The 15,531-nt window shown below is 39.2% G+C and carries 9 protein-coding genes; all 9 read right to left on the minus strand.

Going from position 1 to position 15,531, the window contains the following annotated elements; all coding sequences use genetic code 11:
- Positions 1 to 13: 13 nt before the first annotated feature.
- The 9 genes from D1164_RS09960 to D1164_RS10000 all read right to left on the minus strand — a co-directional run bounded on the left by D1164_RS09960 (position 14) and on the right by D1164_RS10000 (position 15,443).
- On the minus strand, positions 14 to 1,474 hold the full coding sequence (locus D1164_RS09960; RefSeq protein ID WP_119349821.1) for a Gfo/Idh/MocA family oxidoreductase: 1,461 nt from the start codon (positions 1,472 to 1,474) through the stop codon (positions 14 to 16).
- Between the two features lie 36 nt (positions 1,475 to 1,510).
- Positions 1,511 to 2,755 carry a glycoside hydrolase family 88/105 protein gene (locus tag D1164_RS09965; RefSeq protein ID WP_119349822.1) on the minus strand — a complete coding sequence of 415 codons (1,245 nt, stop codon included), beginning with the start codon at positions 2,753 to 2,755 and terminating at the stop codon, positions 1,511 to 1,513.
- 65 nt (positions 2,756 to 2,820) lie between these two features.
- Complete coding sequence (locus D1164_RS09970) at positions 2,821 to 3,501, minus strand: GDSL-type esterase/lipase family protein (RefSeq protein WP_206610974.1); 681 nt, start codon at positions 3,499 to 3,501, stop codon at positions 2,821 to 2,823.
- 94 nt (positions 3,502 to 3,595) lie between these two features.
- Positions 3,596 to 5,440, minus strand: a complete 1,845-nt coding sequence (locus D1164_RS09975) for a hypothetical protein (RefSeq protein ID WP_147372130.1) — start codon at positions 5,438 to 5,440, stop codon at positions 3,596 to 3,598.
- A 46-nt stretch (positions 5,441 to 5,486) separates the two neighbouring features.
- Positions 5,487 to 6,476 (minus strand): glycoside hydrolase family protein, encoded by a 990-nt coding sequence (locus D1164_RS09980; RefSeq protein ID WP_119349824.1) that lies wholly within the window; start codon positions 6,474 to 6,476, stop codon positions 5,487 to 5,489.
- A 1-nt stretch (position 6,477) separates the two neighbouring features.
- Positions 6,478 to 8,979, minus strand: coding sequence for a beta-galactosidase GalA (gene galA, locus D1164_RS09985; RefSeq protein ID WP_172594408.1), 2,502 nt, complete (start codon positions 8,977 to 8,979; stop codon positions 6,478 to 6,480).
- Positions 8,980 to 9,034: 55 nt separating this feature from the next.
- Entirely contained in the window at positions 9,035 to 10,372 is a 1,338-nt protein-coding gene (locus D1164_RS09990) for a 3-keto-disaccharide hydrolase (RefSeq protein WP_119349826.1), read from the minus strand.
- A 41-nt stretch (positions 10,373 to 10,413) separates the two neighbouring features.
- Entirely contained in the window at positions 10,414 to 12,075 is a 1,662-nt protein-coding gene (locus D1164_RS09995; protein ID WP_172594409.1) for a RagB/SusD family nutrient uptake outer membrane protein, read from the minus strand.
- Between the two features lie 23 nt (positions 12,076 to 12,098).
- The gene (locus tag D1164_RS10000; RefSeq protein WP_172594410.1) at positions 12,099 to 15,443 is read right to left on the minus strand and encodes a TonB-dependent receptor; all 3,345 of its coding nucleotides are present in this window, start codon (positions 15,441 to 15,443) and stop codon (positions 12,099 to 12,101) included.
- Positions 15,444 to 15,531 lie beyond the last annotated feature (88 nt).

A 15,531-nucleotide genomic window follows, 5' to 3' on the forward strand; every position in this document is an offset into this window, starting at 1 on the left:
TTATACTCTTTCATTATAATTTATAGAACTCTTCCCAGCCTTTGCGAGGAGGTGGTCCAATAAGATATGCATTGGCAATTTCATTGTTTGTTATTTTCTTTTTCTTGGGGTCGAATGACAAACTACTATTTAGCCGCTGTGCAATTACACCCAACATCATTACCTGTGTTAACGGACCAGAAACATCAAAAGAAGACCGGCATTTTTCTTCCCCTTTGCACGAAAGGAGGAAATTCTCGTAGTGATTCGATGGGCTTTCCGGTACTTCGGGTAAACTGTTTTTCATTTCAAGGGCTTTCGATTCTGGAATAATTGATAGAGTAGAGCTATGTGATCCACCTTTAAATGTTAATCCTTCTCCATAAATAATTTTTCCGGGCTGATTCTCTTTGGTGCCAATACTTCCTCCTGTGGGTGATGGAATATCTTTGTCTTCTGCCAGATTTCCAAACTCATCGGGTAATGGAGGTAGGTTATTAACTCCATCGTACCAGGTCATTTCAACAGGGGGCATTTTTTCTCGTTCAGGGAATTTAAAAAGCAAGGTTGATTCCTGCGGAAAAACCAGGGGGCTGTATCCTCCAATGTTTTGAGGGATAACTTCTGTTGGCAATCCTAATTCCAGGAATTCATGGGCTGTATCAAAAAGATGAGCTCCCCAGTCGCCTAATGCACCGTTTCCAAAGTCATACCACGAACGCCAGTCACCATCAACATAACCAACATTGTATTTGTGGTATTGGGCTGTTGCATTCCATAAATCCCAATCCAATGTTTCAGGAATAGGTTGCTTTTCCAAATAATCGTATACTTTTAGGCCATGCCAGCGCCTGCTGCCATTCATAAAAACGGTAATCTTTGAAACATTTTTAATGATTCCGGCTTCAACCCAGGTTTTAAACTGAAAATAATTTGCCCCCGAATGCCCCTGGTTACCCATCTGGCAGGCGACTTTGTACTTTTTTTCTGCCTTTATTAAAAGTTCTGCTTCCTGAAAAGTATGTGTTAGTGGTTTTTCTACAAAAACATGCTTCCCCAGCGACATGGCCAATATTGTTATGGGAAAATGTGAAAAATCGGGAGTAGCAACAGATACAGCATCAATTTGGTTTCCCTTTTTATCGAACATTTCCCTGAAATCGTAAAAACGAGGCGCATCAGGGAATTTTTCCATTATCTCCAACGTACGCGGTCCTCCCAAATCAACATCGCACAGAGCTACAACATTGGCCAATCCGGTATCGAACAATTTGTTTATATCATAATTCCCCTGATGCCCAATTCCACAACAAGCAAGGTTTACTTTATCGCTGGGGGGAGTTGGGCGTTTGTTACCTTTTGCATCGAATCCGCCAAAAACATAATGCGATGGAACTACAGTAAATGCTCCAATTGCCAACGCATTTTTTAAAAATTTCCGGCGTTGATTTTCTGTTTCATTATTGCAACTTGTGCTATTTTTTATCTTTTCCATGGATACTTATATTTTTGATTGCTTATAATTTTATCTTCATTTACTTTTCATTTGCTCCATCCACAAATCCAATTTGATTATTTCGGCACCGGCCAATATTACCGCGCCAAGACCATGGTTGTCGTTTAATTTTGTTGGTCTGTCGTAATAAAATCGAAGGTTATCCTGTATCCCCGTGCCAACGCATATATCTTCCACCTCGCCTTTTTCCGTTATCTTTTTAACCAATCCTTTCCATCCGCTTATTGCAATGCTTGCATACGAAGGATTTATCCAACCTTCACTAACTGCTTTAGCAACACCGTATATAATCATTGCGGTTGCTGAACTTTCGAGGTAAGAATCGGGCTTATTGATTAGTTGGTGCCACATTCCACTATTATCCTGGCAGCGCGAAAGCCCTACAATATGGTCTTCCAGAAGATGGATCAAATGATTTCTTTTGGGATGGTCTTCGGGCAATACACTGAGCAACTCTACCTGAGCCATCATTACCCACCCGTTACAACGCCCCCAATGTGCTACGCCATTCTGCCCATTGTCGCTGTAATAGCAATGAAAATACAACCCATTATTTTTGTTATAGAGGTATTTACTGAAGTTTTCAACTTGTAAGATCGCATCATCGAGGTATTTACTGTCGCCTGTAATTTTCGCCATACGAGCCAGAAAAGGGACACTCATGTATAAATCATCTGCCCAAAGGGTCATTTTCCGGGGCCAACTCCTGACTAATGTGCGATCATCAAAACGAAGCTCATCACTAGAAATATAATTGGCAGCACGATTCAAATATTCTTTGTATTCTTTTTGGGAGTCAAATTCGTAAACATCACACAAACCAGCTGACATAGCACCACAATGATCCAATAATCCCATTTCGAAATATTGAAATACAGAAGGGTTCCTTATTCCATTTTCGTGCTGCTTCTTAAAATATTCCAGGTTGTCAAAAATGTAGCGGTAATTATTTAAAGCATATGATTTGTATTTTTCGTTTCCCGAAACTTCACTTAGTCGAATCATCCCGATGGCTAAAACCCCATTCATATATTCCCAACGGTGGTAAGGACTATCCATTTCATATTCTGCAGAAACCGGAAGTCCATTCGTATTATCAAAAAGTTCCCTGGTTTTTTTATTAATAATTTTGAATGAAGTACTCTCAATAATATTATCTGCAACTTTAAATGTTGCACTACCATTATTTTGTGCTGAAATATTATTGAGACACAGCACATTAATAAGTAATATAAGTATTAACTTTAATTGATTATTCATTCCTTAAACTTCTAATATTTAACGCATTATCAACATTCTTACTTTTATTCAAATTTCCTTTTATGCTAAGGCATATATTTCTTTAGCTTTTTTGCCCAAAGGGCATAACCCGGTTTTGTCATGTGTAAATTGTCGTCCATAAAAAGTGATTTATTGGGCACACCACTCTTATCAAGCATTATATTCCACACATCAACCATTTTTACATATTTGTATTTTCGAACCTCCTTTTTAAGCAAGGAATTGTATTCGAGGTATTTATCTTTCAACCCTTTATCCCACCTTCTTTGGCTGGGTTTTGGTGCTATAAAAACAATTTTGGCATTGGGTAAATTGGAATGGATAATGTAAATAAGTTCCCGGGTATCTTCTAAAATCTCTTCGGAAGATTTACCATAGCTGATATCGTTATCCCCTTCATAAATAAATACCGTTTCAGGATTATATCTGATTATCGCTTCGTTGGCATAATATATCAGGTCGCTGGTTTGCGACCCTCCAAAACCACAATTTAATACATTCTTTCCGGGGAATGATTCCTGGAGGAAAGTCCAATGCGCAAAACTTGAACTTCCGGCAAACACGGCTAAATGGGTTGAATTGACTTCAGAAGCAGTTTTAAACTTTTCTATGTCTGCTTTAAATCTTAGCGGGTCTTGCCCGAATGCATTTGTGCATAAGGATAAATCGATCAATAATTGCACAAAAAGCGTTACGGCTATCAACTTCAAAATTCTCATATTCATTTCTCTACTCTTGTTTGTATTTTTGCTCAATAATTTCAATTGTTTCATTTCCTGCCTCACTTCGGGCATTTGATACTGAATTGTACATCCCGACTTATTTAGGGTCTATTATATCTACATGCTCTTTGGGACTGTATGAACAGAAATCAGTTATGCTCCTACCCCGCTGAAGGTCCATTAATGCCTTACCCCCTTTTTCAGGGTCGGGGATAACATCGTAAGGCCGTATATACTTCAAGGCACGGTCGTCGAGGTAGTTTATGCGAAAAAGTTCGTCGTAAGCCCTCCCGACTTCTGCAGTTGGCTCTCCATTTGAAAGTGCCATCTCCGCATCAATTTTTGCTCTTAATAAAGTTTGCCTCCAACGCCAAGAATTTCGGGCATACCAACTTAAAGTCCTGTCGTAGTATGATAGTTCTTCCCAAACCTTTGGCGAACCACTGAAGTCATAAACTCTGTTTTTACCTACCCGCCAGCGCGAGGGTTCAATTGCAGCAATAGCTTTCGTTATTTCATTGGCATGTTCCCTGGAAAATTCATAACTGACATATTCCTTGAGAATATCCATTGTGTTTCTTTCAGGATCCCAACAAAGCTGTGCCCATAAAACCTTGTTAATATCTTCATGGATTCCCTCTGTATAGGGTAGCCCACCAATAATCAAATCTTTTGACAAGTTCCATTGTTCCTGGATATGTTTGGGCATTGGGTTAGAACCAAACCCTCCCCATGGGCCCCCCTGGGGCATACTAATATCCAGAAAACTAATGATGGGTTTATCTATCCTGTGTTTATTTTCGACCACCTGTTTAGGAAAGTATCCGTTAACATATGTGCCATCTGCCAGAATCCCATCAATCCAGTCCAACTCCTTGTTATCAAATTTTTTCAATAAGGCATCCCAGTCACCTATGTTACCACAGTTGTAATCGAAAAACCAGGTTCCCAAATAAAATTTCCCTTTGGGAAAAACACGATGAAAAATTTTACTGAATTCTTTCGATAAAAGCATATATCCGTTTGAACCCCAGGGATAACATTTTTCACAACCGCACCCACCGCTATCATAGGGCCACATAACCATCTGATCGAGTGGCTTTAGTGCAAGCAGACTTTCCTCAAACTCTCTTTTTAGTAACTCCATACCTTCCGGGTTGGAAGGACAAATTTCTGTCCCCCAATTCCTGGGGATTTCTGTTTTATACCTTAAATCCAATGGGCTATTTATAAACCCATCATTGGCCATGATAAACACAGTTGTTTTCATGCCCAAAGATTCAGCAGTCCGCAATATCAGGTTTAGCCGGGTTAAATATTCTTTTGCTTCAGGCTGGTCAAGTCCGGTGTATTGGAATTTATGATAAATTACCGCACAATCGTTGATCCCCCATAAGGCTAAATCTTCAAGGTATTCAATAAGGACATCCTCAGGGGCAACCTGTGAAAAGTTATAATTGTGGACACAGAAGTACATGCCCCTGTCTTTCTTAACAGGGGCACTGACTTCCGGACTATCGTGAAAAATTATATTACGGGGGCTTATTTCTGCTAACCTGAGAAGTTTTCCGCAGCCATACAGGATTCCGTGTTCCCCTCCTCCGGTAACCCGTATCTCATCATCCGATAATTTTTCTATTTTAAACCCGTCAAAGGGGAGCTTGCTGTCTTTACATAAATAAATATTTTTGTGAAAGGAATACTTGTCGTGCGAATGGCCACCCATTGGTTCCGTCCTTTCTTCAAATATACGTTGCATGATATTTTTTGCCCTGTCAACAATATCTCCTTCAACATTTTCGAGGACTATGTTGACATAATGCAAATCTGTAGTATTAATTTCTTTTTTTGCTTCGTTTTTCCCTTGTATGGTCTTTTCATCAATGGGATATCTACAAATGATTAGTGCAACAAATAGTGGTAAAAACAATATTAAATTCATATTTCGGTATATTTTATTCATGATATTTGACTACATATGTTCCCTCTCAATCATTCCTAATTCGAACGAAAGGGAATATTTCAATGGGCTGGCACCAACTATTTTCTCCATCATAGACAGCCGTCAACAGCCCTTTAATAAAACCTTCGTCGATAAACAATTGAGGGCGTTCTCTCCGGTTGCAGTGCAACACAGAACCGTCATCATACTGAATATCATGGTCGTAAACAACGAGGTCTTTGTATATTTGCCAATTGTTCACACCATCTTCAGAGAATAAATGAGCCCCCCATCGTTCATGCCCGGTGATGGCTCCAATATTATCTTCACAAATCAAATGGTATTTGCCTCCGTTCTTAAAGAGGTAGAAATCTTCTATTCTGGCGTCACCCCAAACATCGTCGTTAATAACCTGATAGGGTCCACTATAATTACTGGCTTTAGCTAAAGATACTTTTAAGTCGGCATCACGGTAAACCATCGTTATGCTGTCGTTGTCCTGCAATATGGCGGGATTGTTCGATTCGAAATTGATAATGGCTTGATCCGACCTTCTCCATGGACCTTCAATTGAAGCAGATACTGCATAACCAACCCGCCTCAGGAAATACTTATCGCTACCGGATCTCATGGTTGAGAAATCAGAACCGATATAAAACAATACGTATTCGTTTCCAATCTTATGAATGGTAGGATTGTGTGCCATATTTGAATCCCAGAAAGATGAATCCCTTTCGCCAATAACGACTTCCTTAAAATCATAAGGCCCGGTAAATGAGGTAGAAGTTGCCCTGACAATTTCTGAATGTTCGAAATAATCGTAGGGGAACTCCCTTTTTTTAGGCCACCTCGAAGCAAACATATGGTAGGTAGAATCGACTTTAATTACGGAACCACCCCAAACCCAGTAGCCATCCATCTTAAACCCACTTACAGTTGCCACTTGTTGCAGGCGTTCTTTAATTGGTTTATTATTGGTTTTACAACCCCAATAAACCGGGATTATCAGAAATAAAATTGCGTAGATTGCTTTCATATCAAAAACTCCCTTCTTGAAAATCATTGACACAGGGTCGCACGGTAGATTTTTTTGCCTCTATTTCGACCGAGCATGGCTTTAGTTCATCAGAAATAGCTGTAAGCTTAATTTTACCTGCCTGCCTGTTTGCTTGCACAATAACCTGGCATTTGCCATTGAACAGCCTGCGGAAATATTTCCCTTCCAGTATTTTATCTGGCTCATGACTGCTTGGATTTCCATTGCCAACTCCTATAATTTTACCGTTCCCCTCAATTTCGAAAACGATAAAATTATCTGCATCAGGAACTTCTCGCCCATGTATATCAAGGGCAGTAATGTTTACGACACTTACATCTTCACCGTCAGCATTAATAGTTCTTCTGTCCGGAGAAATAGTAAGCATGGCAACTGCTTCTGTTGTCTCAATTTTTTTTACAATCTTTTTTCCATTTTTTATTCCTCTTGCTTCCAATAAACCCGGTTCGTAAACCACATCCCACTCAACATGTGAGTACTTTTCTACCGATTTTTCGCCAAGGCTTTTCCCATTTAGAAAAAGTTCCACACTTTCACAATTTGTTTGGCACCAAACATTGATGGTATCTCCCGTTTTCCCCGGCCAGTTCCAGTGCGGATAGATATGCAGGACATCTTCGTCAGTCCACCATGATTTATAATAGTAGTAGTTGTTTTTAGGGAATCCACAAACATCCATTACTCCAAAATTGCTAGACACCGCTGGCCAAATATAAGGGCCCGGCTCCCCCCTGTAATCGAAACCGGTCCATATAAACCCGCCTGCCATCCATTCTCTTTCCATAAAGTATTTCCACCATTCTTCAGCATTCGTGCACCATGGATAGAATGTATTCTCCTTTTTGTCATAATCACTCATAAATGCCTTATACTCGTTGACAGTATATTGCCCACGAGTGCATAAAGTGCTGGCTTCTTCACTTCCTAATATTGGTTGGGTTGGGTTTTCTTTGTGGTATTGATCAATGTTATTTGTTCTAACATTATCATAAGTCCGTCCATAATAATTGACCCCTCTTACATCTACTACTTCGTTAACCCCGTGATAATTTCCTCTGTTGTTTCCTGCGTAGGTACATAACCGAGATGGATCTAGTTTGCGTTGAATCGTTTTTAAGGTTTGTGCCACTCTTTTTCCTGATTCAACGTTATGAATATTCATTTCTTCATTACCCAATGACCAGATAATTACTGAGGGGTGGTTGCGGTCTCTTAAGATTAATCTTTCGAATTGGTCTAAATATTCTTTAGTGCTTGATAATAGCCTTGTTTCGTCCATTACCAGCATCCCCAGTTTATCACAGGCCTCCAACAATTCGGGGGTTGGAGGGTGATGTGCGCTTCGATACGCGTTACACCCCATTTCCTTGAGCCTCTCAATTCTATAATATTGCAGGCGGTCAGGCAATGCAACACCTACACCTGCATGATCCTGATGGACACAGGCCCCTTTTATTTTTAGAGGTTTTTCATTTAAGAAAAACCCTTTTTCGGGGTCAAACCGAACCGTTCTTATTCCAAAGGTTGTTTCTTTGTAGTCCAGTAATTCATCACCACATTTAACTTCCGATATGAGCTTATAGAGGTAGGGATTATCGATAGACCAAAGGGTTGGATTTGTTATTTTGATTTTACCTGAGATTTTCCTCTCCGAATCTTTTTTGAGTAAAACGGATTCATTCATTTTCCCAATAACATTCCCCTCACCATCTATGATACTATGGAACAGTTGGTATTTTTCTGCATCTGAATCTTTACAAATCAAATTTGTCTGGATATTAACCCAGGAATAATTATCCATTACATTGCAGAACACATATATCCCGTTTTCAGGAATATATGCTTGTGCATCTTTAATTAACCATACGTGCCTGTAAATTCCGGCACCTTCATACCACCAACCTTCATATTTCGATGCATCAACCCTTACGGTTAAAGCATTGTTGCCTCCGTAATTAATTATATCGGTGACATCAAAAGAAAACTCCATATAGCCGCCGGTATTATTCCCCAAAAGAAATCCATTTAGCCAAACTTCACAATTGCGGAACACTCCGTCAAATTTTATATTGAGCCTCTTGCCTTCATCATTTTTGGGTATAAAAAACTTCTTCCTATACCACCCAATTGAATTTTCCAAATACTTGTGTCCAACAGGATGATAACCATGTGATTCCAGGTTCGGATCATTCACAAAATCTAATTCAACAGCCCAATCGTGGGGTAAGTCAATATTTCGCCATGTACTATCGGAAAAATTTAGTCCGGTTATCCCATTATGCAATCCGGCTTTTGCCAATGACTTCATTTCCAGTAAATGAATAGTTTCCTGACTTTCAGCAGCTATTTCAGATTCAAGCTTAAACCGCCAGTTGAAATCAAGTAAAAATTTTCCTTCTTTCTCGTTACTATCAGCAAATAGATTACCTGACGCAAAAAAGATGGGTATCAGTAATATGGCTGTTATAGATAGGTTTTTCATTCTATTTAATTGTTTAATTTTATTTTGCATTCTCCTGAACTACATACCCTTATCTTCAGAGTCGCCTTATTTTAATGCTACGAAAGGCTACAACCCCCTCGCTCGCCTGCAGTATTACAGGACTTTCTTTTGCAATCATAAAATCCTTGATTATCGAAGGTTTAGCTCCTGTGACTAAATCTTGAACTATGCCATCTTTTAAGTCGTATTCTACCACTTTCCTTCCGTTTAACCAATGCTGAACTTTGTCGTCTGCAGAAAGAATAATACGTCCCTGATTCCAGGTCCCTGGTTTTTTGTTCATCCAAGGGTAATATTTAGCAGGAATTAACCCGAACAGCGATGCGCATGCATGACCATTGTCTATACTTATTTGTTCGTCGGAATAACTCAGATCATCAAACAACTGATACTCCAGCCCTTTAGAAAGATCCACTTTGCCCATTCTATAAATAATACCGCTTTCTGATTGCGCACTAAGGTTAAAATCAAATTTTAGGTCAAATGCATTATAGTTTTCGACCGTTGCGATATTATTTTTTTTACTTCCGAATTCGGGATGGTACGATAAAACTCCATCTTCTGCTACCCATCTATCCAGGTAGATACTATCCTTACAAAAACTTTCCCAGCCATCGGTAGTTTCACCATCGAACAACAACTTATAGCCTTGAAAAACCTCGGACGGATTGAGATCATTCGGGATTAGATTGACAATGTAAATATTGTCGGGTGGAGATGGCACAAGGTTCTTGGTTTTAATGCGGATATTTCTCCATTTAATCTGCCTTCCCAAATGTTCTTTATTATCGCGGATGGAGTGTACTTGAAGAGCAATAAATCCCTCTGGTGTCATATCATCAATCAGATGGGCAACGGGTATCCCGTTTAACCAGGTACGCATTGAACTCCCAATACATTCGATACGAAATTTGTTCCATTCCCCAATTTTAAATGCTGACTTTGCATCGGGATTTAAATCAACCGGATATAGCCAACTGCGGCGAGATTCATCGAATATTCCCCCGCTCCACGACCTTTCAGATGGATCAACCTCGCACTGGTAGCCATGTACAACTCCATTGTTATATTCCGGGTAACTTTCAGAACGGAACTGTATTCCGGAGTTCATTCTCACAGAGAGAATGAACTCCACTTCAAGGATAAAATCTGAATACAGTTTCTCTGTTGTTAAAAATGTATTTGGGGTGTTAAGTACAGTTGTACCAACAATTTCACCATTTATTACTTCAAATTTTGCAACACCTCCTAATTGTTTCCACCCTTCCAGGTTTTTGCCATTAAAAAGGTATTCCCACCCATCCTCGTTACAGCCAGGTATAACAATACTGCATAATAAAACTATGCTTAGCAATATATGCTTAGAAACCATTTTATTAAATCTTGGATTAACTCCTTTCTAAAGGACCAGAACTAGTAGCCGGGATTTTGCCCAAAATCTTTATTTTGGTTTAAATCAAGAGCTTGTTGCGGAATTGGCCTTAACAATTTCAATTCACTTTTGACTCCTTCAAAAGGATTGGTACCATTGTCAAACCACTCTTTAATATCCCGGTTGTACATTTTAGTACGTTCGATAAGTGTACCCGTGCGTTTCAAATCTTCCCACCGATGGTATTCGCCGAGTAGTTCAAGAGCACGTTCGTCTAATATAGTATTGATAGTTATTCCGTTTGCGGAAATTTGCATCTCAGCCTCTTTGCCTGATTTTGCTGCACGAGTACGTACCACATTTATAGTACGGGCGGCATTGGCTAAATCACCTGCTTTAAAATATGCTTCAGCGGCAATCAGATAAGTCTCCCCCAAACGGGCAAGGAAAATATCTCTGGAATTACTACCAAAACCTGATGCATAAGAAGTAGGATCGTCAAACTTTTTTACACATGGGGTTTCTCTGTTAAGAAGCGTTGCAGGTGAAGCTACCCAATTGGGAGAATAGGGGTATATAACTGCCTGGCTTCTTAAAACAGACTCTTCTTGCCATAATTCAGCATTCTCAACTTCCCAGGATTGCGGGTAATATTGGGTAACTACCAATTGGTCGAGTTCATCGGGCCTGTCGTAATAATCGTAATAACGTTCATAAATGATATTCATGAATGATGCTTCCCATCTGGAATCGTATTCATTATAGAGGTCGTACACATACATTGTGGGACACAAGTTGTAAGAACGAGCAGGATATCCGGCAGCATTTCCATTGGCTCCCAGGTTTGCACCAAAATAATAATTTTGCCTGTTCCCATCGCTATACAGATCCAGCATTGATACCTTATCGTATTGGACAGAAAACAGAATTTCTTCATTATTTTCATTCCCAGGGGAAAAAAGTTCGTGATACGTTAAGTTCAAACCCTTTCCATTGATTGCATCTTCAGCGTAATTAGCTGCGGTAGTAAAATCGTTTTCTGTTCCGAAAGATTCATATCCCCTGGTCAAATAAACTTTAGCTAAAAAATGGTTAGCCGCCCCCTTAGTTGGACGTCCAAAATTTTCAGGCTCCACAGGAAGTCCAGCCAGTGCATCTTCTAAATCTTCGATTATAAATTCATATACTTCCTCTGAACTATTCCGAGCAAATGAGGTAACCGGTTCGTCTATCATCTGTTTAATAATACTTACTCCACCGAAGTGCTGCACTAATTTAAAATATGCTAAAGCCCGGATAAACTGCGCTTCTGCCACACGCTGGGAAAGAGCATCATAAGTTTCGGTTTTATCATTATAATAGATTGCGGTATTACAAAGTTGAATACTTTTGTAAAGATTTTGATAGAAGGATAATACACTTCCATCCGTTGCAGTTAAAGCCTGGTATTCACTTAATCCGGCAGGTTGAGATGCTTTCCCTTCAACATACATATCTGTACCAGCGCAAAAGAGCCAGGGCTCTTCACCATAAATATCACGAAGCGACGAATAACATGAATTAACTAAACCTTCGTACCCCGTTTTAGTAGCATATAAATTATCAGCTACTATAGAAGTATAGTTTTCCTCTTCCAGGAATGGTTCACATGCAGCTAATAAAAGTAAAACAACTCCTGAATATATGATGAATAATTTTTTCATTATTGAGTTCATTTTAAATAAGATTAGAATTTAACATTAACCCCGAATTGATATGTAATTGAGCTTATTCCTCCACCATGGCGGCTTCTGCCAGCCCATTCCGGGTCGTAACCATCGAAATCTGTAAAAACAAAAGGATTTAAAACATTCATGTATAGCCGAAGTGATTTTATATCAACCTTTTTTAATAATGCGGGGCTAAATGTATAGCCTAACGCAATATTCTTCACTTTTACAAAAGAGGCATCTTTATAAAAACCCATATCTTCTGCCGCCCAATATATCCCACTGTTTTTAGGCATAGGATATTCATTTGAAACCCGGGCTTCTGTTATATTATTTCCTACCATATAGTAGTTCACGTTCAACTTATTACGCCAGCGTTCATCGAATTTAGTATAGGTTCTGTGAAATTCACTGAAAACCTGAACCCCTTGCTGGGTAAATAAGGATACATTGAGGTCGAATCCCCGATACATGAGAGAAGTAGAAAAGTTACCCGACCAGCTCGGATCGGGAGTGCCAATAATTTTACGGTCTTTACTGTCAATAACCTTATTGTTGTCCAGGTCTTTGGCACGTGCCTGCCCTTCAAGCTGCCCGTATACTTTAGCTTCCTCTACTTGGTCTGCCTGCCAAATCCCGTCAAATACGTAGGTGTAGTTAACATTAACTGGTTTGCCGATAAACCACAGGTTTCCGAGATCATCCTCATCTCCTCCATAAAGTTCCTCAATAGCATTAATATTTTTTGAAAAGTTGAATGTAGTTGTCCATGTCAGGTTTTTTGTAGAAATATTTACTGTGTTTAACATAAATTCAATGCCTTTATTGCTAACTGAACCTACATTGGCAGTAACTGAATTCCAGCCTGTTTCGAAAGCAAGTTTCCGACTCAACAACAGACCTGTTGATAATTTATCATACACGTCAATACTACCATTTATTCTATTCCCGAAAAAGCCAAAATCGACTCCAAGATTCAACTCACGCGTTTTTTCCCAGGTAAGGTTTGCATTCGCAAAATTCGATGGAGAAAAACCATTGGCAACGGTACCATCAAAATCATAATATTTCTGTAAAGTCGCATATCTTTGTGTCGAATAAGGCCTTATATTATTGTTCCCCGTATAGCCGAAAGTAGCCCTTACCTTCAGGTTTGAAAGCATATTTATACTTTGCAGGAATTCCTCTTGTGAAGCTCTCCACGCCGCACCAACCGATGGAAAATTTGCCCATCTGTGCCCCATTGCAAGTTTTGAAGAGGCATCTGTACGAAATGATGCTGTTACCAGGTATTTGCCTTGATAACTGTAATTTAAACGCCCTAATCCAGAAATTAATGAGGTTTTGGAAAAGCTACTTCTTACCTCTTTAATGTCGGGGGCAGAACCAATATTATGCCATAACGATTCAAATGGCAAATTTTCAACAGCAACATACATAGTTTCACTTCGTGAAGCGCTAACACTAAATAAAGCCATAAAACTTAATTCATGATCATTGAAATTCTTTTTATAATCTAACTGGTTATCCCAGGTATACATAAAAAAATCTTCTTCTTGCAGCGTAGCGGCAGGATCTTTGAGCTTTCTTTGGGTTGTTTCCGATCCCTGGAATGTGCCCCGTTTTTCAACTTCAATATATGGAGAAAACGTAGACTTAAGATGTAAATCTGTAATTGGCGAATACTGTAAAAAAATATTACCTAATAAATCTAATTTATGTGTATTATCACGCAAGTTATTTATGGTAATTAACGGGTTATATGCACCATTGATTTGCATTCCGTCAAAAGTTGCCGGTGTTAGGTTTAGCTCGCCCGCATTATCAAAACCTTCCGGGATATAAGTTGCTACTGTTGGAGGAAGGTTGAATGCATCCCAAATGTTTTCATTTCCACCTTCTCCAAATTCTAACTCTGCTATGGCAACGTTAACATTTGCCCCTACTGACCATTTATCAGAAATTTCATGGTTGATACTTGCCTTAAAGTTATAACGATTCATCCACTCGTTAGCCAGTATTCCTTTTTCTGTTTGATAGCCAATTCCGAACAAATAAGACATATTATTATCACCTTGCGCTGAAACAGAAAGCCAATGATTTTGCTGATAACCGTTATTGGTCATTACATTTTGCCAGTCAGTATAATTTTTCTCCGCCAAAATATTTCTTAATGTTGGACTGGCAGCAAAGTTTGTCCTTGCATCTACCCATTCCTGGTTGTACTCAGGTAAGGTAATATCAGCACCGGAATAATATTCTGCCCCCAAATAAGCATTTTGACGGTATTCCCAATATTCATCGCCATCCATCAGATCCGGGAGGCGGGCGGGAGCCCTTACGCCATAATAGCCACTATAAGAAATTACAGGTTTATTACTTTTTAAATTAGAGGCTAACTTGGTTGTGACAATTACCACACCGTTAGAACCACGTGATCCATATATTGCGGTTGATGATGCATCTTTTAAAATATCGATTCGCTCAATATCCTGAGGATTAAGAAACTGAATACCCCCTGTGACCATACCATCCACAACATAAAGTGGATTACCGCCGGTTAGAGAGTTGTCGCCCCTGATTTTAATTTCAAAGTCAGTACCGGTACGACCTGAAGTTGCATTAATATTGACACCTGCAACCTGTCCTTGCAGTGCTTCTATTGGAGATGTTGTACCTTTAATTGTAAGTTCTTCGCTGCTTATACTCCCGATTGAACCTGTTAAATCTGATTTTGTTAAAGTTCCATAACCAATGGCAACAACCTCTTCAATCCCCACACTCATACTTGCCATGATTAGATCAATTGTTGTTTGGCTTTCCACAGGAATTTCCTGGGTTTTCATCCCAACAAATGAAAAACTAAGAATAGCATTTTCAGGAACATTACCAAGCGAGTAACTCCCATCAGTATTTGTTACTGTTCCCTGAGTAGTCCCTTTAATCACAACCGTTACCCCGGGCAAAGGCAACCCATCGGAATCAGTTACCTTGCCCGAAACCGTTCGTTGCTGGAGAGGTGAGGTGAGTATATCCCCTGAAGGGAGATTCCCTCCCCTTTCTTCCGAAAAAAGAACATAGGTCTTTTCAAAAGAGCGGTACTTAATATCCGTACCATTAAAAAGCACATCCAAAACTTCATTAATGCTTTTTGCCTGACAGTTGATATTTTTTTTCTGTTCTACATTAATGTTGTTACTATTGTATAAAAATCTGTAATTACTCTGATTCTCTACCAATCTAAGTATCTCCTTCAAAGATTCATTCTCAGCTTTCAGGTTAATAAGTCCTCTGTTCTGGGAAAAGACGCCGGCGGAAACCTGAAAAAACATTACAAACAAAAGAAAAGTTGTTATTTTCATAATCCTAAAAACTTTTTTAGTGCAGGGAATTCGCCTGCACTCATAAAGGCTTCGCTTTTTTTTCATACTTTTACAGTGTTAATTGATA

The sequence above is a fragment of the Mariniphaga sediminis genome (assembly GCF_003573545.1).
Classification (GTDB): Bacteria; Bacteroidota; Bacteroidia; order Bacteroidales; family Prolixibacteraceae; genus Mariniphaga; species Mariniphaga sediminis.

Coding starts and splice junctions, on each gene's coding strand:
- D1164_RS09965 (WP_119349822.1), bottom strand. CDS start 2,755: ATGAATAATCAATTAAAGTTAATACTTATATTACTTATTAATGTGCTG.
- galA (WP_172594408.1), bottom strand. CDS start 8,979: ATGAAAAACCTATCTATAACAGCCATATTACTGATACCCATCTTTTTT.
- D1164_RS09990 (WP_119349826.1), bottom strand. CDS start 10,372: ATGGTTTCTAAGCATATATTGCTAAGCATAGTTTTATTATGCAGTATT.
- D1164_RS09980 (WP_119349824.1), bottom strand. CDS start 6,476: ATGAAAGCAATCTACGCAATTTTATTTCTGATAATCCCGGTTTATTGG.
- D1164_RS09970 (WP_206610974.1), bottom strand. CDS start 3,501: ATGAATATGAGAATTTTGAAGTTGATAGCCGTAACGCTTTTTGTGCAA.
- D1164_RS09960 (WP_119349821.1), bottom strand. CDS start 1,474: ATGGAAAAGATAAAAAATAGCACAAGTTGCAATAATGAAACAGAAAAT.
- D1164_RS10000 (WP_172594410.1), bottom strand. CDS start 15,443: ATGAAAATAACAACTTTTCTTTTGTTTGTAATGTTTTTTCAGGTTTCC.
- D1164_RS09975 (WP_147372130.1), bottom strand. CDS start 5,440: ATGAATTTAATATTGTTTTTACCACTATTTGTTGCACTAATCATTTGT.
- D1164_RS09995 (WP_172594409.1), bottom strand. CDS start 12,075: ATGAAAAAATTATTCATCATATATTCAGGAGTTGTTTTACTTTTATTA.